Source organism: Chitinophagaceae bacterium, from assembly GCA_016713085.1.
GTDB lineage: Bacteria > Bacteroidota > Bacteroidia > Chitinophagales > Chitinophagaceae > Lacibacter.
This window is the reverse complement of record JADJPV010000002.1, coordinates 1,450,988-1,469,043: the sequence shown is the minus strand read 5'-3', so window position 1 is coordinate 1,469,043 and position 18,056 is coordinate 1,450,988. Positions and strand designations below refer to the sequence as shown.

The following is an 18,056-nucleotide window of genomic DNA, read 5'->3' as shown; positions in this document are numbered from 1 at the left end:
TTAAGATTTTAATTTATTCCAGAGTGAAGGAAACAGGGTCTTCATCCAGAGTTTACTGAAAGCAACAGGTGTGTAAAACGGGAAATGCCATTTTATAAATAAAAGATATTCTGCATAAGCTAAATATTTTGGGTTTTTCAAATAACTTATTCTTTGCTTTAATGAATACTCCGATGTAAGCCAGTTCTTTCCATGATCGTCTTTACATACTCCGCAAAAACCGGGGCAAACTAACAAAGGTATCCCGGTCTTTTTTGCTTTCAGTGTATAATCGTAATCTGCAAGACGCTGTGTAAAGCTTTGATTTAATATACCGATTTTTGATACTGCATTTTTCATTACCAATAGAATGTTTGCATGGGCTAAATCACATTCTACAGGCTTGTACTGGTCAGGTTCTGTTAAGATTGATTTCCCTGTAAACTTATTCAGCAATGTTCTTCCTCCATAACTAACTTTGCCAGTTTCAGGATCTTTGTTGAACCGATATAAATACCTTCCTGCTGATATTTATCCAGTGAATAGCTATGTACTCAGCAAACTGCTGAACATATTGCTGCTCATAACTACATCATCATTGATCAGCAGGTAGCCATCATAAGCTGATTTCAAAGCCTCACTCCATGCCATACGCATACCACCAACCCAGAACAGAGAACCAGTGCCGTAAAGCACATTTACAGCGGGGAAACGTTCTTTAACCAGTTTGCCGGTATTATCCGGTGAGTTATCATCAACAAGGTAAATATCAAAAGTTAATTCAGTTCCCGGTTTCTGATTATATATTGATTCAAGGCACTCAATTGTTTTTAAGTGCCTGTTGTAACAGGTAAGTATAACAGCTATTTTTGGTTTCATTTTAATTCTGGAAAACAGGTGATGATAACAGGTTGGTGAAATAGTCTTTTTATTGGTTAAGTAGTTTTTTATATATAGCGGCATATCTTTCTGCAATTTCTTTCCAGGTATGCACTGAAAAGGTTTGAAACGTCTTTCTCTCCGACAGTTTAAAAAAATTAATCAAACTCTTTGTTGCTTTTTCCTTATCAGTAGGGGATGAAAAATAAATTGCATTTGGTTTTTCATAACCTTTTGCCCAAGGCAGGTCGGATAAAAGAACAGGTAAACCTGTTGCACCTGCTTCGTAAACTGATATGCAACCGCTTTCTCCAAAACTGAGGAGTACAAAGCCTGAAGCTTTTTTAAGAAGGGCTACTTTTTCCTGCTCTGTAACAAATCCCGAATATCTTACATATGTTCCATCAACCTGCTCTAGAAATTCTTTATAGTATGCTGATGATTTATCAAACGGGTGGCCGATAAATAAAATTGGAATTTTATTCTCCTTGCAGATTTTTGCAGTAAAGACTGCATTTTTTCTTTCTACGATAGATCCAAGTGAAATCAGAAATTTTGCATCCCCTTTTGTAATATCTCCCTGGAATTTTTCAAGCGAATCAACAGCATGAGGGATAACAAAAGCTTTTGAAGGATCTACATTATATAAATTGATTGCGGTGTTCATATCATTTTGATGCATATAAACAATCGCATCAAAATAGTTGAGTGCTTTCCAGGGAAACAATACATTAAATTTCTCTGGTAAAAGGTTAATAAGTTTATTCTTTACTTTATGATAAAGCAATTTTGTTGATGAAAGATTTGTCAGCCCGTCAAGGATATGTGTATATACCAACTTGTATCCTTTTGCTTTCAGAGCCTTTATCTTATGAAAGTCATTGAAGCCAAAAAATTGAATAACATTTCCTTCCAGTTTCGGGTCGTGCCAGTTCTCATATTCAACATCAACCCCAATTTGTTTCAGGTTATTGAATAGTTTCTCTGCATGTACCTGTTTCCCGCCAGGAAAAGATAGGAGTAGGTGATATCGCTAAATAGAATTTTCAAGGGTTAAGATATTTTGATATGTTGATGAATATTGCGACAAAATTTTACTCCGGCTGTGAAATGCCGATCCATTCTCCCTGGCGCCGGTTGACAACTTTTCTGCAAGATGATCATTCAGGAAAATCTGCCGTATCTGCATGGCTAATTCATATGCATCGCCTCTTCTGAAAACTAATCCGTTTTCGCCATCAGAAATTATATCCGGTGTTCCTCCGCAATTTGATACTACACTTGGAACCCCAATTATCTGTGCTTCCCCTAATGCATTTGAACTGTTTTCCATAAAGGAGGGCAGTGCAAAAAGATGTGTTTGCTGTAAAATGGACGCAATTTCTTTTCCTTCCAGTTTTCCGGAAAAGTTAATATGATTTTGTAATTGATTTGTATCGATAATTTCCTGAATCATTCTGAAATAAGCATTTCCAGAAATTTTACCGGTCATTTTTGAAGTCAGTTTACCGGGCACAGTTACTTTCAGCTCAGGGAATTCTTTAACCAGAAAACTAATAGCTTGCAATAAAACATGAAAACCCTTTACAGGATTTGTGAAAGAGCTTGTGTAAATGCTGTATCTTTTAATTTTCTGCAGGTTCCAGGTAGCAGTATAGAATTCATCACGAAGTAATTCATTCCCGGAAAAATAAACAGCTTGACTGTTGTTTTTTAATACAAAATTTTTATCAAATTGAGTTCGGCCTATAAAATACTTATTGGCCCTTACCGTTTCTTTTTCACATGCAGCGTTCAGAAACCATTGACAATGCATATCAACAAACCCGTTTCTCAGTATATACTCTTTCAGCGTCTTTTCTTTTTTCCACATAGGCAATGCTATATCACCCAAAACTGAATTATACCATTCCGAAATAAATCCCTGTAAAGAAATAACTACCGGGGTCGTTATTTTATTTGTTAGTAACCCGTAGGGTATTTCAGTTCCATGGATATGAATTAAATCAGGCCTGCACTCAGTAATGATCCACTGCAAGTCAGCTTCTGTTTCAGATGACAGGCTATGGTACACTTTTTTTGCCGGATACCTGAAATTGTATGTATCAGCAGCGATTATTTTTTTCTCTTTACCCGGGAAGGCAACAATAATGCGGTTACCTGTTTCAGCTTTCAGGAGTTTAAGCAAAGACTCTTTCCAGAAACCACTTGAAGACTGGCCCTGTTCTATCGTTGTCCTGATGGGATCATGTGTAATCCAGAGTATTCGCATAGTAATTAAAGCTGTTAATTATGATATTCTATAAGCTAGTTGTATTAGCCTGTCTGATTTTATTTAGTTAGTACAACCTGTTATACTGACAGTTCATATTCATTATCAAATTCTTCCTCTTCCTCCTCTTCCTCATGCTTTTCCTGTGCTATCTTAATCGCTGGCGCTGTAAAAAACATCAGGAAAATAGGAAAATTTAAAAACTGTTCTCCCTGCAGTACCAGAACAATAATGATTGTTACAAGGAGGCTGTTTATTATTGAATATGAATTTTTAGCAGCAAAACGATACACACAAACCAGCCAGAAAAGCAGAAAAGGAATTCCCCACCAAACAATAAAGTTTGACATGCCATTTCCATGGCCGATATCCGAATCAACCCAGGGATGAAAACGATACCTGGTTTTACTGTCTAACCCGTTTCCGGTAAATGGCTGATCCATGATATAAATCATATCCATATTAAGCGCACCAAATCTTGTATTCGAAACATCAGTGGCTTCCATTTCAGAAGCCTCGTCATATTGTTCTTCTATTTTTGCATTTAGAAAATCGAGATTGTAATAGGCGTAAAAACTGATTAAAAAAATAATTGGCAATACGAATATCCTGCCATATTTATAGTTCTTAAAGACATAGATGAAAATAAATATTGCCAATATCAGGAAGCCGGTTGTGGACATTGTTGTAAAGAGGCCGATAACGATCCAAAAAGCATGTTTTTTGTAGTTGCCTAAGATGAAATCTTTATTCAGCATTACAATAAACAGTAAAGCTAAAATCAGATACCCTGCAAATGCACCCGGTTCCCAGAACATCCCTGCATTTCTTAATGTTTCTTTCGGCAGATCGAACGATGTATAAATAAGTAGAGACTTCTGATGGGGTGACTCCATTCCAAGCCCAACAAATGCAAAATAGTTTAAAATGAAAAAAGGTATACTGACTTTTGCAAGGAAGGATAACATTTTTATATAAATATCCAGCAGATTGATATCCTTGCAGTAGTAAAGCAGCATTAAAAACATGCCCAGCGCAATTTTAAGCACTAATGCGATAACTCCAGGATAAGACACAGATCCTAATGAATATTTTTGAAAAACGGAAAGTACAATAATGATGAATATTACGAGGGAAAGCTGTTTTAATGCTTTAGTGAGTTCTCTTGCATTTATATATAGTAAAGAATATAAAATGAATAAAGCTGAAAAAAGGATCAGCAGATTCTTCGAATAACCTGCGGATGTAAAAATAGGGTTGCCACTGAAACATAAGATCAGAAATATTGGCAGATAGTCAGCAAAAGAATATTTAACAGCCATAGTATTCATTCAAAAAAGCTAGTTAGTTAGTGGTTAAAAAATTGTCCCAATCCTGATAAATTGTTTCAGGATTATATCTTTTAATTGCATCAACCCTTCCGGAGGCTCCCATTTTTTTTCGTAAATCCAAATCTTCTATCAATGTACATATCTTTTCGGACATGTATTTTGTGTTTGGGAAAGGCACCAGGAACCCATCCTCTGCTTCATTAATCAGTTCATTCGGGCCGCAAACGATATCAAAGCTGACACAGGGCAGGCCGGCAATTTTAGCTTCCAGCAGCACCAATGAAAATGATTCAAACTCAGACGAAAGAACAAAAACAGATGAGTTTAAATAATAATCTTCAATTTGATCGGTTGGGTCAATAATACTGATCGACTGGTTTAGCCCAAGATCATTGATCATTTTTATACATCTTTCTTTCTCAGGTCCGTCCCCAACAATCTGAAGTTGCCAGTCAGTATGAATCTTGTGTACATGAGCCCAGGCTTCAATAAGCAGATCTCTTCTCTTGGCATCATTAAAGTGTCCAACACTAAGTACTTTTTTTGAACTTAATGCCGCAGGCATATCTGGGAAAAATGGATATGTGTTTGGAATCTTTATCACATTACATCCCAATTGTTCGTATGTGCGTTTCTCATGTTCCGTTAAAACAATGACCTTTTTAAGCCGTGGATAGTTGATCCTGATCTGTCTTTGTGCTTCCGGATATTTGTCATAAGCCCAGTAGGGATAATGCTCAAAGGAAATCAGATTTTTTTAAACTTTGTTTTAAAACAGTCGTTTGTAATTGCTGCAGAAAATGAAATTATTAAATCTTCTTTTTGACTCTTTGCTTCCCTATAAAAGACTGCAGTAAAATAGCTCCTGCTATTTTGTTTATTATTTTAAGCAGAATATTAGCAGGATTTTTACTTCTCAGATTTCCGAACCAATACTTTGCAACATGAATTGACTTATTCAGGTTATAGATATTGTTGCTGCCAATGATATTTGTAAGAATCGTAACAGAATACCCCCTTTCAGATAGAACATTTGCAAGGTTTACTAATACCCGCTCAGTCCCCCCCCCTGTATGCAACGATGGCCCAAATAGAATGATGTCGTTTTGTTTCATAGTGTTAACATGTCATTGCCTAGTCAGTAATTTCTCAAAACGTAATTTCCAGTTTAAAAAGCTCAACCAGTTTAGAAGTGAATTATAAGTGTTTAGACTCCTGATTATACCTAAAGTTGCTAATTTCAACAAGAGGTATTGAAGAGAGTAATGCGAAAAATGAATAAAAAGTCTTTTATTCAGTAATTCCTTTAAATAAATAATTTTAAAGAAACGCCTCACATCATCAATATAATTCAGGTTAAGTTTTTGTTGTAATGAAATATTGGTTTCATGCACACGGTAAAATACAAGTGGTTTATTGATATGAAAAAATCTGACACCCGATTTTGATGCTTTTAAGAAAAAAGGATAGTCCTCCAGCAATTTAAAGCGTTCATCAAAGCCATTCAGATTTTCTAAAACTTCCCTGTTTATAAAGCAGGTTGGTGCAGGAAGAATGCTGTTTTTCAGCAGTTCCCTGTACTGCTCTTTGTTTGCCAGCGAAAAAAAGCGCAGCAATTTATTGTTTTCAGTTTCTTCGCCATTTGTGGTGGTATTTGAGAAAATAAATTTTATTTCAGGGTTGGTATTTGCCTGTGCTATAAAGGTTTCAATACAATTTGGGTATAAGTAATCATCGCCCGCAAGAAATTTTATCCATTTACCGGTAGATGCAGCCATTCCTCTGTTGAGGTTTGCAGAAGTGCCTGTATTTTTTATTGATTTTACAATTTCTGTTCTGACAAACCTGCTGTTATTTTCTGACAGCCATTTTTCACAAATAGGTATTGTTTCATCTGATGAGTTATCATCTGAAATAATTAATTCTATATTCTGATATGTTTGATGCTTAGCTGAATTTAGTGTTTCAAGAATAAATTCAGCTGAATTATAGCTAATAATTATAAATGATATGACAGGTTCATTTTGATTCATTTGCTGAATTTCGATTTTACACTTGTTAGAATAGCGGGTATATCAATTCTTTTTTTCAGTTCTGAGTAGGAATAAAAAGAAGAGATTGTTAACAGGAATATAGATGGAATATATGCAATTGGATATGCATAATTTAATACTACAGCAAAAGCTGCAGATGTAAGAATAAACTGAATCAGAAAGAGCTTTAGAAAAGCTTTATCAAATGCAAAATTGTATTTTATTTTGGCAATGAAAAATACCAGCGTCAGGTAAAGAACATAACTTACTAAAAAAGCAATTCCCAGGCCATTCAATTTAAAAAAGTGATAGAGTAATATACTGCTGCCCAGTGTTATTACATTTGAGATCATTTCTGAAATAAAATACAGCTTCCGATCCCCTTTAGCCAGTAAAATAAAAGCTACTGACCATGATCCCGCTTTAAACAGAATCCCAATCAAAGCCCATTGAATGAGGCCAATCACTGGTAAGAAACTATTAGTAAGAAGTATTTTAACCAGAATCGGCAGTGAAGAAAACATTAATAACAGGATAGGCCCTAAAATTAAAACAGCCATTTCAGCCTGTTCATTTACCAGTTTTTTTATTTTCTGGTTATCGGAATTAACTTCAGATAGGCGGGGGAAATAATCAGTTCCCATCGCTGTAAACACCATGTCTACATATCCACTGAGGATGGCCCATGCGGCAGCGTATAAGCCAACCTGTTCCAGGCCGCCGGTTCTGCCTACATACATTCTGATTAAATACATTACACCAGCCGATGCAAAGCCGGTTATCATTACAACACTGCCCAATTTGGCCATATCAATTCCATCCTTAAAAGACTGCTTAAGTGAAATTTCTGTTTTCTCAACTATAATAGCCCGGCTAAAATACCAGGAGAGAATTAAGTTAATACAAGCAGTAATTATAATTGCAGGAACAATCCCTTCTATTTTAAAAAAGTAATAGAGCGGGAGCGATAAGCAAAGGCCAAGAAAGGAGCCTAATACATTAGCTTTGGCAAGTTGCTTCAGTTTTCGTAAGCCTTGCAATAATGCTAATTGGCCACTTGTTAAGGCTTGCAGCAATAGTGTTACAGATAACCATATAAACGCCCATGTATATTTCTCACTTCCAAAAGTCCACTCACTTAGTTTTTGTGATAGCGCAAGAGTTATAAAGGCACCTGCCATTCCTGTAAAATTTACCCATCTTTTCAGTGTTATAATTGTTCTGCTCAGCAACGTTTCATCCTTCAGTGCTGATGACTCTGATATAGTTCTCACTGCACTGAACCCAATCCCAAGATTTGAAATGGAGGCAATCATGTTAGTTGTTGCAGTAAATAAACCCATCAGGCCAACACCACCAGTACCCAGTAATACAGCTACGAACTTCGATCGTATTATACTCAGTATTATATTTACAAACTGCACCCCGCCAAAAATGCCGGTGGCTTTCACAATTTGTTTATATGAGTTCGATTTTTCCATTGTTTCTTTTGGGTAGCGAATAGAGCTGGTAGAATTTATAAAACAATTTTTTCGTTGTATTGATTAATTGCTTCTACCACCTCAAGAATTTCTTTTTGAGTTAACACAGGGCTTACGGGTAAACTCAAAACATGGTTATGAATTTCATCTGTTACAGGTAAGCTTTGGTGTTTTAATTCAATATAGGCCGCCTGTTTATGAGGCGGGATCGGATAATGAATTAAACTCTGTATCTGGTTGCTCTCAAGATATTTATGAAGGTGATCCCTGTTGGTTGCTCTTACAACAAACAGATGCCAAACATGTTCTTCTTCACTTTCAGGTGAAGTAGGCAGAATGATTGATGGGTTACTGATATTTGAAATATAGTAGTTTGCTATTTGCCTGCGGTATTTATTCTCATTTTCTAAATACTTCAGTTTAATATCAAGAAAAGCAGCTTGTATTTCATCGAGCCTGCTGTTTAACCCCTGGTAAATATTTTCATATTTCTTATGCGAACCATAATTGGCCAGTGCACGAACAATATCTGCCAGTTCCTTATCATTTGTTGTTACTGCGCCTGCATCACCAAGTGCACCTAAGTTTTTTCCTGGGTAAAAACTAAATCCTGCAGCATCTCCTAAGGCGCCTGATTTTATGCCATTGTAAGATGCTCCAATAGCCTGAGCATTATCTTCGATAATTTTTAAGTTGTATTTTTTTGCCAGCTCCGTTAATTGTTCTGACCATGCAATACGTCCGTATAAGTGAACGGTCATAATGGCTTTGGTACGACTGGTTATATGCTTTTCAATTTTTGAAATATCAAGATTGTAAGTATCAATATCTGGCTCAACTAAAACAGGCGTTAAACGGTTGTCTGTAATGGCAAGGATACTTGCTATATATGTATTAGCCGGTACAATTATTTCATCGCCTTCTTTTAAGACACCCATTTTCATATAAGCATTCAAGATCAGACGCAATGCATCTAAACCATTTGCAACACCAATGGCATGATTTACACCAATAAATTTCTTTAGATTGGCTTCAAACAGTTTCACCTTTTCTCCCAGCAAAAACCAGCCGGAATCAATGACTTCTGAAGCCGCAGATTTAAGTTCCAGGGCATACTGCTCATTGATTTTTTTTATATCAAGGAACTTAATCATGCAAGTGGTGGTTTAAATGTTTCACTATAATAATGTTAGCGTTTTGGTTAGTAATTTCAAAAATGTATCAGTATTTTTTAGTTTACTGATATTGTTAATTGGGGGATTTTAAAAAAATCATATGTACTGATGGCAGAAGGTTTAGCCGGAGCGCCAATCATTAACTTTCCGTCTTCTGTATTTTTTACAATTAAGGCACCGCTTCCAACAAAGTTGTCTTTGCCCAGTTTTATTTTATCGTTAAAAGTACAGTTTACTCCAAGAAATGAATTTGCTCCAATTGTGCAAAAACCGGAAATGACACAATGAGAAGAGAGGGTAACATTGTCTTCAATAATGGTTTGATGTCCAATATGATTTCCACTCCATAATATTACATTATTGCCAATTTTCACCTTGTGCTGAATGACGTTATTCTCCAGTACAAAGGCATTTTCACCTATTTCTGCATTATGCCATATAAAAGCTTTTGAGCTGATATAACTGGCGCAAGTGTATCCCTTTGCTTTTGCTGCATTGTACATTTTCATCCTGGATCTGTTCAGCTTAGTGAATGATGCTCCTACAAATAATTCAATATCAGTTTTGGGGTAGATACTTTCGATAAGCTCAAAATCTATTACTGGTAATCCCAGGTGTAAGTTTTCTGTTTTATATTCTTTATCAACAGCAAATGCTACTACTTCATAGATTGAATCATAGGTGAAATATTCATACGCTAAGTCAGCAGTTTCGCCGAGCCCGTAAATGACTAATTTTTTAGTTTTCATGTGAATTTTATTAGAATTGGTTATAAAATATACCTGTACGAGGGGCATATTCAGGGTTAAGAACGAAATTCAGTTCAATTTATTGAGTTTCAGTACTACTATTAATCTTCGGGCTGTTTAATTTCATATGCATAGTTTCCCGGAGAACCCCTCTGCCTCCAAATCCCTCTTTAAATCGAAAAAGGCCGAAATTTATTTTTCTTCCTGCTTCCTCATTTGCGGAACCAAGGTTCAGATAACTAAATCCCTGTTCCCATCCCCATTTAAGAATGTAATCAATAACTGCATTCAAAGGTCTTGAATTCTGATAGTTAAGATCTGAAGCAATATATTGTGCGTGCAAAACATTTGGTTTACTGATAAAAAGCACAATTCCACCCACTAGTTTTTCGTCAATAAAGGCGCCAATGAGCTTTATTTTGTCTTCAGATACCTGATTTTTCAGTTGATAGAACTGTTCTATAGTATGAGTTGGTTTGGCTCCATGCTTTTCTGATAGATTAGCACTTAAATGCTGCCAAAACAACTCATAGTCATCGGTTTCTCTAACGGAAACAGCCGATTTTAATGCTTTTTTTACACTTCGCTTTGTCCCGTCTTCATATCTGGATTCCGGATCAGCACACAATTTGATTGCACATTCGAGTTCTCGGCTTTTAATGGAAAAACCATGAAACCACATGGCATAATCTGTTTCATCAGAAGGAAGTTGATAAAAAATCCTGAAGGGATTCCGGATGATAATTTCTTCTGCATTCTTACTTTTAGCAAAGTTGATCGTTTCTTCAACAATTGCTATTGCCTCTTCCACACCAATCGATTCATCAACAATAAAGCCTCCATATGTACTTCTTGGGTGAGAGATGAAAGTTAGTAACCCATTGATTTCCATTAAACAGGCAGGTAAAACGGCTTTCAGCTTTCCGTTTTTATAAAACAGGAGAGAGGTATCATCTTTCTGGTTTTGAGGGTTGTGATTAAAGAATTTTCTTGAATGCAGAAAGGTTGCATTCCTGTTGTTATCCTCAATAAATTTATCCCAGGTTGATTCGAGTGATTGGTTGTATTGTTCAACAGTAATTTCCATTTTTAGTTTTTATGTGTATTCATAGATTTTATATAATCCTGAATCTTGCTGATATCTCCGGCAATATAATCAGGATTTGAATCAAGTAAAGCAGCCATGTTATAAAACCCTGAAAGAACAGATATGCTTTTTATGTTGAGGCTTTTTGCTGTTTGAACATCCTCTGGTGTATCCCCAACTATAAAGTCATTTTCAGTGAGCGTAATCCCCTGCAACCGGATTTCTTCTGCTTTTGTTTTTGGTGATGAAGCAATAAAACAATCAGTGAAATAATCCGTTAGTCCTATGGTTAATAGTTGTTTCAATGTTGCGGCCTTATTTTGCCTGGCTGTAATAATATACAGGGAAAAGCCTAATTCCTTAAAATGCTCCAAAGAACTGATCGTGAATGGAAAGAGATTGTCAAAATTCAGGTATTTTTCTTTTCAATATTTTCAAGCCAGTCTTTTTTGAAATCAGAGGCTTGTAAATCAGAATATTTTAAGATGTTACAAAGAATCCAGCGTTGATCATGCATGCTTCTTTTCAATTCCCAATAATTATTAAAATCCAGAATTGTTTGGCCGGTTAAGTCGCAAAACAGACTGTATAACCTCATTCTTGCATCAATTAAGGTTCCATCAAGATCGAAGAAGATGTTCATGCGAATTTGTTAAGAGGATCAATATTTGAATCTGTTTTAAAGTGTTTTTGTTAAACAGTTATAAGTGTGTTATCAATATCTTTTTGTGTCATTAATTTTGGCAAAGTATCCATACCCCGCATCCAGAACAAACCATCAGGCAAAGGGTTGATTTTTTTTGATAAGGAAGGGAATTCATTTTTAAGGGCAATGTCTCTCACTATTTTCGGCATGTTTAACCCCGCTTGTGTAAAGAAAAGGATTGTTGTAAAAAACCTTGAAATATTTATTTCTGTTGGGTTTGGAAACCCCTGCTTGTCATATCCCATGTCAACCCCATAAATTCCATGCGGCTCTGGATCAATTGCTCTAATTGAATCAAGGGCAACAGTTGTAACAATGTCATTTGAATAAGTTTGCCCTACCTTGGTAACCCCGGTTATTCCAGAAACTGTACGGCTGCTATGAGCCCAGCTTTTTCTGATTCGTGTTTGAGCCACTACCAATTCACCATGATACCATATAGAGAGCCAGGTTACCGTATCAGGTGTTAATAGTTCTGCGGCAACAAAATCATTCCATCCATTATAACGGTTAATCCAACGTTTCGCAAACTCATAGTCATTTGTAGGAAGAGCTCCTTTGCCACCACCACCAATGGAAGAGGCTCTTAGCCAGATTTTCCCATCATTGTCTGCAAGTTGATCAAAAGCTTCTTTTAAATCATGTTCATTTTTTATCAGCTTGTTTTTAGGGACTTTTATGCCTGCCTGCGCCCATTTGTTATAGCTTTTGTATTTGTTGATACAGGTATCGATAACTTCATCTTTTGGCATATATGTTTTTGTTCCTAACTGATGAATATCTTCCCGGTGTTTTGAAATTTCATAAGTCTCCAGATCATTAATAAAAAATACAAATTCAGGACGTTCAAGTGAAAGAACTTTTATTACTTCTTTCTTATAGTCACAACTGTTTGCATAATGTACAAGATATTTTTTATTTGAATTGGATAGAACTAAATCGAATGGATCGCTTCCCATACCGATTATTTTTCATTTGGGTCGGCAAATAAAAGCGAATTTATGACTCCTTCTGCTGGTGCTCCACCGGCTCCGGTAACAAATTGTTTTCATTTTACAGAAATTAAAGGGTATTTACTTGGGTTTAGGGCAGTATAATATTTCGTAAACAGGGTTACGAAATACTTCTATTAATTAATCAGTTTAGTTTTCCATTTCTGATGAAATTTAAATAATCTTTATAATGCCTGAGATAGTCATCTTCATAATACTTGTCAGAAGCTAAAACCAGGCAAATAGAACCGGAAGAAAAATTTTGTAATTCTCTCCAGATTCCGGGAACAATTAATAAACCGTAGTATGGATGATTGAGGTAGAATTTTTTTGATTCTTTTCCGTCATTCAATGTTACTTCAAAGCTGCCACTTGCTGCAACAATCAGCTGATGAAGATTTTTATGAGCATGGCCACCTCTTGATTCGCCTCCCGGAGTGTCATACAGATAGTAAATGCGTTTTATTTCGAAAGGAACATCTTCCATTCCCTGAACAGGTGTAATGTTACCGGCTCTGTTTTGTATTTTCGGCAAATCAATAAGTCTGCAGTCGTTAACGTTTGCGTGTAAAGTAATCATAAGGTTACAAGTTTTGAAATTCGTTAAAATCCCGGATGTATTCTGACTCTTTATATTCCTGGTCAGCTACAATCAGAACCAAAGAGTTGGTAGAAAAATTTTCCATTTGCCTCCAGATCATTTTTGGGACATACAAACCCATATATGATCGGTTTAATGAAAATCTCTTTTCTTCTTTCCCATCATTTAGGATGACATCAAAACTGCCGGATAAAGCAACTATAAATTCCTGAAGAGTTTTGTAAGCATGTCCACCCCTTACTTCACCACCCGGAACATCATAAATCCAATAGGCTCTGGAAATGGAAAAAGGCACATGGTTGTCATTTTCAAAAAAAGACAAATTTCCACGTTCGTCTAAAAATTTTGGCAGCTGTATTATTTTAACTTCATCGAGTGGCATTCGGTAAGAGTTTTCGTAGTTAGGGTTACAAATAAAGGTATTGCAGAAAAACTAATTCAGGAAATAATGTATATGAAATTATAGATAAGGTTCTACTAAGGAAAAACCAAATTAGCAAAATCAGGTTTTCTTAGATGATTTATTTGCTTGATCACAGTAAAATTTTACTGTGATCAAGCAAATAAGATTTGTCATTTTACCATTTTTAGTGGTGTATAAATGGAAGGAATTGTTTTTGTTATTACTTCAACATTTGAATTTTCAATTTCTGCATACATTAAATAGCCCATTGAAGGCAGGTAAACCTTAATTGTCTTGTTTTTTGTTGAAAGAACTTGTCCTTCATACTCCATTAAAGGGCCGCCTAAAATCCGTACATTATCATTTATGCCGATAGGAGTTCTTTCAAGTTTTACGTTTTCATTTTCGGTCAGGAAACGCTTCACTGCTTCAATTTCAGATTCCCGGATAACGGCAGGTTTATTTAACCAGTATACAAGGTTAATAACGCCGTCAGTTTGTCTTATACTTGAAAGTTCAAGTTCTGAAACTTTTATAAAAACATAAGATGTAAATAATGGCTCATAAACAATTTTCTTACGGTCGCTCCATTGCCGTATAACTTTGTTAATGGGTGAGAAGTTTTCAATTTTCTTCTTTGTAAGCGCATCTGCCACCTTTTTTTCTGCTCTTGGGCGGGTGTAAACTGCGTACCAATTTTTTGTGTTGTTCATAATAACGGGCTTGGGTTTGCTTTTTTTAAATTAAACGGAAATCTTATTTCCGGCGGTTAATCATTAATTGGAAAAAAGCTTACAGCCTTTAGTTGATTATTCATAGAAATGGCTTCGCCAAGGTTAGTCACGTGGATAATTATATATATGTTGTCATCTTGTTGATTATTCCGGTAAATATTGAAAAAAATACCAGTCAATAAGTCTTAATTAACTATGCTGCACTTGTTTTTGCTCCTCTTTTCTTATCTCTTTTTGTTTCATTACTGATATATCCATATCCATATCCGTACCCATAGCCGTTCTTTCTGAATCCTCTTGATTTAACACCATTAAAAACAATCGCTAAATTCTTAAGTACATTTATTTTATTGTTTTCATCAATCCTTTGCACAGCTGTTTTTGGTGTATATCTATGCCTGACTATATAAAGAGCTGCATCACAATAGGCCGAAAGAACATAGGCATCTGATAAAAGACCAACTGGCGCAGTGTCAATAATAATATGGTCGAAACTGTCAGTTACACTTTCAAGTAATTCCTGAACACGCTTGTCCATAATTAATTCAGAAGGATTATCGGGCAATTTTCCAGCTGAAATAATATATAGATTTTCATGAATGTTCGTCTTCTTTATAGTTTCTTCAATTTCTGCCTGACCTTTAAGATATTCTGATAAGCCTTTAATGTCACTTTCAGGTACATTTAATTTTTCGCTGAGAGATGGATTACTCAGATCAAATTCAAGCATCAAAACTTTTTTACCTGCCATTGCAAGGCTAACACCCAGATTTGCGGAAACAAAACTTTTACCTTCTCCGGAAATAGAAGAGGTGATTAATAACTTCTTCTTATTTGCATTAATGCCTAAATATGGAAGGGAAGTTCTTAAGTTCCGAAATTGTTCAGCAATGAAACTTCGTTTACCTGCACCGATTACCAATGATTCTTTAGACTCATTAAAGGAAATCTCGCCAATAACAGGAACTGAAGTGAATTCTTCAATTTCATGACGGAATAAAATGGTAGGATTAATTAGTTCGTTTGCTGCAATAATAACGACTGCAATAAGCATTGAGACAGCAATAGCAATTAAATAAATCAGCTTGTTATTTGGACTTACTGGCCCAAACGAAGATTGTGCTTTATCAATAATCCTGCTGTTAACTACGGCTGATGACAATGATAATGCAGTTTCTTCCCTCTTTTGAAGCAGGAAGTTATAAACGTTATTTATTATACTGTGATTACGGCTGATTTCAACCAGGTTCCTTTCTTTTTGAGGTATTGAACTGAGCATTGATGAATACCTGTTTGTAAGACCAAAGAGATTGTTTCTGTTTGCTTCCAAACCACTTCTCTGGTTTCGGATATTTTCAATAATGCTTGGTTTTATTTTTTCAATCTGGTCAGTTATTGAAACAAGCGTGGGGTTATTTTCACCAGTTGTTTTTTTAAGCCTTTCGTACTCCAATTCAGAGTTAAATAATTTAGTAATTAATTCACTCAGCAAGGGATCAGAAATTCCAACAGTAGAAGGTACAATGCCACCTGTATTATTTTTTGCTTTCACATAGTTCTCAACCTGGTTTAATACGGCTAACTGAGTATTTACTTCAGCAAGCTTTTGGTCAACAGCTCCAACATTTTGTAAATACATTGACCCCTGTGAACCGATTTCAACAGCCCCACTGCTGGTTTTATACTGTTGTAACTTATTTTCAATAGTATCTAATTGTCCACCTACCTTTTTAAGGCGCTCTTCAAGAAATTGTAAGGTGTTACTTGCAAGAACATTTCTGTCATTTAGGGCAGCTTTATTATACGCAATCATCAATTCATTGAGGATATCTTCTGAGCATCTTGAATTGCCATCTCTAATTTTCAGAAATATTACAGATGAAAGCTTGTTTGCTGAACTTACCTGTAATTTTTGTAACAGGATGGAGGCAATTAACTTTGGTTCGTATAAATTAAAAAACAGCGGAAATTCACCGGTGTTTTGTGCACCTGTTGGTATAAACTTCAATTCAGCAAATGGGGTTTTAACCCATTGATTTATTGGATAAACCTTGTTATCAACAGTTACCTGTTGTTTTAGCTGATCATATTTAAGTGAAATTTTTTCGTGAGCACCAATAAGAGAATCAGGGTATTTTGCTTCAATCTTAATTGGTGAACTGGAATAAGCAGAAACTGATTTTAGTTTTTGTTCTTCATAAACAGGTGCATATAAGAACAGTTTTTTTACTACCTCATACATCAGGCCCCTTGATTTAATCACTTCCGATTCATTTTCAATAATCTTTTTCGTAGAAAGCTGATTAAGCGACTCAATTACTTTTGAATCGTCTTCTCCTTTCTTTTCATCTTTAATTAAAAGTGATGCACTCGATTCGTATAGAGGAGTGGCAAATTGAAGATATCCCCAGCCCGCGGCAACTGACAAACAAATAAAAACAAAAAACAATGGCCAATAGGGGAAATACTTAAACCAAAGCTGCCCCAGCAGGTTCTGCTCTTTTTTTTCTGATTTCTGTTCTTTAATTATCCGCATGTTTTTCGTGGTTTAACTTATAATATTAACCTGTCAAGAATTATAATAAGTAAAGACAAGCTGCCTAAACCTAATGATATCCATGATTGGTTAATAGATGATCTGGATGCTTTTACAACAGTTTTATCCGGTTCAACATATACAATGTCGTTTGACTTTAAATAGTAATAAGGAGAGGTTAAGAGCTCATCTGAATTCAGGTTCAATCTCTTCAGCATTTTATTTCCTCCTTCTTCCCGAATTAAAAGAACATTTGATCTTTTTGCGTAGATCGTTAAATCTCCAGCCATTCCTATTGCTTCAAGTAAGGATATTTTTTCGTTTGGAACAGTTACAACCGAGGGATTTTTAACTTCACCCAGAACAGTAATTCTAAAATTTAAGAAACGGATACTTACGATTGGGTCAGTCAGTAGCTTGCTTTCAATCAGTTTCTTTGTAATCTCAGCTTTCAATTGCTCTTTTGTGAACCCTTCTGCTTTAATATTTCCAAGAATCGGGAACTGAATAGACCCATCAGCACTAACAAGATATCCATTAGCACTTCCAATTGTATTGGCTGATGCATTAGCTGGATTAAATATAGCTGTTGCTTCAGGGTTCAAACTGCTTACAGTAATACTCAGTAAATCATTTTTTTGGATGACAGATTCCGGTACAGGAATCTTTGAAGCAATTGTAGTTTCTGTAACGGTATTAAAATATGCTACATTTTTGGTGTCAACACAACTTGCTGACAGAAAAAAAAGTACAACTGGAACCAGATATAATATTTTTACAGTTTTCAATTTCATAAATGCTTTTTCGCAAAAAGAAACATTTTTAATGTAACCTTTTAACTCTTGTTATTCAATCTTTTTTGATATGGCGGCTTCGAGTAGGACTGAAGAGGATTGAAGCGGTCTTTGAGAGAGGATTCAGGATTAAGGTTTTATACGGGTAAGCGTAAATCCTTATGCAAGATAGTATTATTACTGAAAAAAAGAAATATTTGTTTGGTTTCTATCGAAAATATGATCGAAAAGAAATATTTTACACTGTAAACACATGTTCTTTTGAAAAAACAGTACTTATCCACACAAAATACACTATAACCAG

18 protein-coding genes and 1 pseudogene are annotated in these 18,056 nt (G+C 35.5%); all 19 read right to left on the bottom strand.

Going from position 1 to position 18,056, the window contains the following annotated elements; genetic code table 11:
- Window positions 1-339, bottom strand: a complete 339-nt coding sequence (locus tag IPK31_19275; GenBank protein MBK8089884.1) for a hypothetical protein — start codon at window positions 337-339, stop codon at window positions 1-3.
- Between the two features lie 186 nt (window positions 340-525).
- The gene (locus tag IPK31_19270) at window positions 526-942 is read right to left on the bottom strand and encodes a glycosyltransferase family 2 protein (GenBank protein ID MBK8089883.1); all 417 of its coding nucleotides are present in this window, start codon (window positions 940-942) and stop codon (window positions 526-528) included.
- Window positions 908-1,696, bottom strand: a complete 789-nt coding sequence (locus IPK31_19265) for a glycosyltransferase family 4 protein (protein ID MBK8089882.1) — start codon at window positions 1,694-1,696, stop codon at window positions 908-910. Before IPK31_19265 ends, IPK31_19270 begins: the two co-directional genes overlap by 35 nt.
- Window positions 1,697-1,891: 195 nt before the next feature.
- On the bottom strand, window positions 1,892-3,130 hold the full coding sequence (locus IPK31_19260; protein ID MBK8089881.1) for a glycosyltransferase: 1,239 nt from the start codon (window positions 3,128-3,130) through the stop codon (window positions 1,892-1,894).
- Between the two features lie 80 nt (window positions 3,131-3,210).
- The gene (locus IPK31_19255; GenBank protein MBK8089880.1) at window positions 3,211-4,206 is read right to left on the bottom strand and encodes a hypothetical protein; all 996 of its coding nucleotides are present in this window, start codon (window positions 4,204-4,206) and stop codon (window positions 3,211-3,213) included.
- A gap of 268 nt (window positions 4,207-4,474) precedes the next feature.
- Complete coding sequence (locus IPK31_19250) at window positions 4,475-5,065, bottom strand: glycosyltransferase (GenBank protein MBK8089879.1); 591 nt, start codon at window positions 5,063-5,065, stop codon at window positions 4,475-4,477.
- A gap of 523 nt (window positions 5,066-5,588) precedes the next feature.
- Window positions 5,589-6,494 carry a glycosyltransferase gene (locus IPK31_19245; GenBank protein MBK8089878.1) on the bottom strand — a complete coding sequence of 302 codons (906 nt, stop codon included), beginning with the start codon at window positions 6,492-6,494 and terminating at the stop codon, window positions 5,589-5,591.
- Complete coding sequence (locus IPK31_19240; protein ID MBK8089877.1) at window positions 6,491-7,975, bottom strand: O-antigen translocase; 1,485 nt, start codon at window positions 7,973-7,975, stop codon at window positions 6,491-6,493. The genes IPK31_19245 and IPK31_19240 overlap by 4 nt, the downstream gene beginning before the upstream one ends.
- 35 nt (window positions 7,976-8,010) lie before the next feature.
- Window positions 8,011-9,129 carry a DegT/DnrJ/EryC1/StrS family aminotransferase gene (locus tag IPK31_19235; protein MBK8089876.1) on the bottom strand — a complete coding sequence of 373 codons (1,119 nt, stop codon included), beginning with the start codon at window positions 9,127-9,129 and terminating at the stop codon, window positions 8,011-8,013.
- A 77-nt stretch (window positions 9,130-9,206) separates the two neighbouring features.
- On the bottom strand, window positions 9,207-9,899 hold the full coding sequence (locus IPK31_19230) for an acetyltransferase (GenBank protein MBK8089875.1): 693 nt from the start codon (window positions 9,897-9,899) through the stop codon (window positions 9,207-9,209).
- 79 nt (window positions 9,900-9,978) lie between these two features.
- Window positions 9,979-10,986, bottom strand: a complete 1,008-nt coding sequence (locus IPK31_19225) for a GNAT family N-acetyltransferase (GenBank protein MBK8089874.1) — start codon at window positions 10,984-10,986, stop codon at window positions 9,979-9,981.
- Window positions 10,987-10,988: 2 nt separating this feature from the next.
- Window positions 10,989-11,360, bottom strand: coding sequence for an HAD family hydrolase (locus IPK31_19220; GenBank protein MBK8089873.1), 372 nt, complete (start codon window positions 11,358-11,360; stop codon window positions 10,989-10,991).
- Between the two features lie 35 nt (window positions 11,361-11,395).
- The gene (locus IPK31_19215) at window positions 11,396-11,629 is read right to left on the bottom strand and encodes a hypothetical protein (GenBank protein MBK8089872.1); all 234 of its coding nucleotides are present in this window, start codon (window positions 11,627-11,629) and stop codon (window positions 11,396-11,398) included.
- 50 nt (window positions 11,630-11,679) lie between these two features.
- Window positions 11,680-12,695 (bottom strand): annotated as a pseudogene (locus tag IPK31_19210) (carboxylate--amine ligase).
- 134 nt (window positions 12,696-12,829) lie between these two features.
- Window positions 12,830-13,264 (bottom strand): WxcM-like domain-containing protein, encoded by a 435-nt coding sequence (locus IPK31_19205; protein MBK8089871.1) that lies wholly within the window; start codon window positions 13,262-13,264, stop codon window positions 12,830-12,832.
- Window positions 13,265-13,268: 4 nt separating this feature from the next.
- The gene (locus tag IPK31_19200; protein MBK8089870.1) at window positions 13,269-13,667 is read right to left on the bottom strand and encodes a WxcM-like domain-containing protein; all 399 of its coding nucleotides are present in this window, start codon (window positions 13,665-13,667) and stop codon (window positions 13,269-13,271) included.
- A 191-nt stretch (window positions 13,668-13,858) separates the two neighbouring features.
- Window positions 13,859-14,401: a UpxY family transcription antiterminator gene (locus tag IPK31_19195; GenBank protein ID MBK8089869.1), complete on the bottom strand. Its 543-nt coding sequence runs from the start codon at window positions 14,399-14,401 to the stop codon at window positions 13,859-13,861.
- 214 nt (window positions 14,402-14,615) lie between these two features.
- The gene (locus IPK31_19190; GenBank protein ID MBK8089868.1) at window positions 14,616-16,958 is read right to left on the bottom strand and encodes a polysaccharide biosynthesis tyrosine autokinase; all 2,343 of its coding nucleotides are present in this window, start codon (window positions 16,956-16,958) and stop codon (window positions 14,616-14,618) included.
- A gap of 17 nt (window positions 16,959-16,975) precedes the next feature.
- Window positions 16,976-17,752: a polysaccharide biosynthesis/export family protein gene (locus tag IPK31_19185; GenBank protein MBK8089867.1), complete on the bottom strand. Its 777-nt coding sequence runs from the start codon at window positions 17,750-17,752 to the stop codon at window positions 16,976-16,978.
- Window positions 17,753-18,056: the final 304 nt, after the last annotated feature.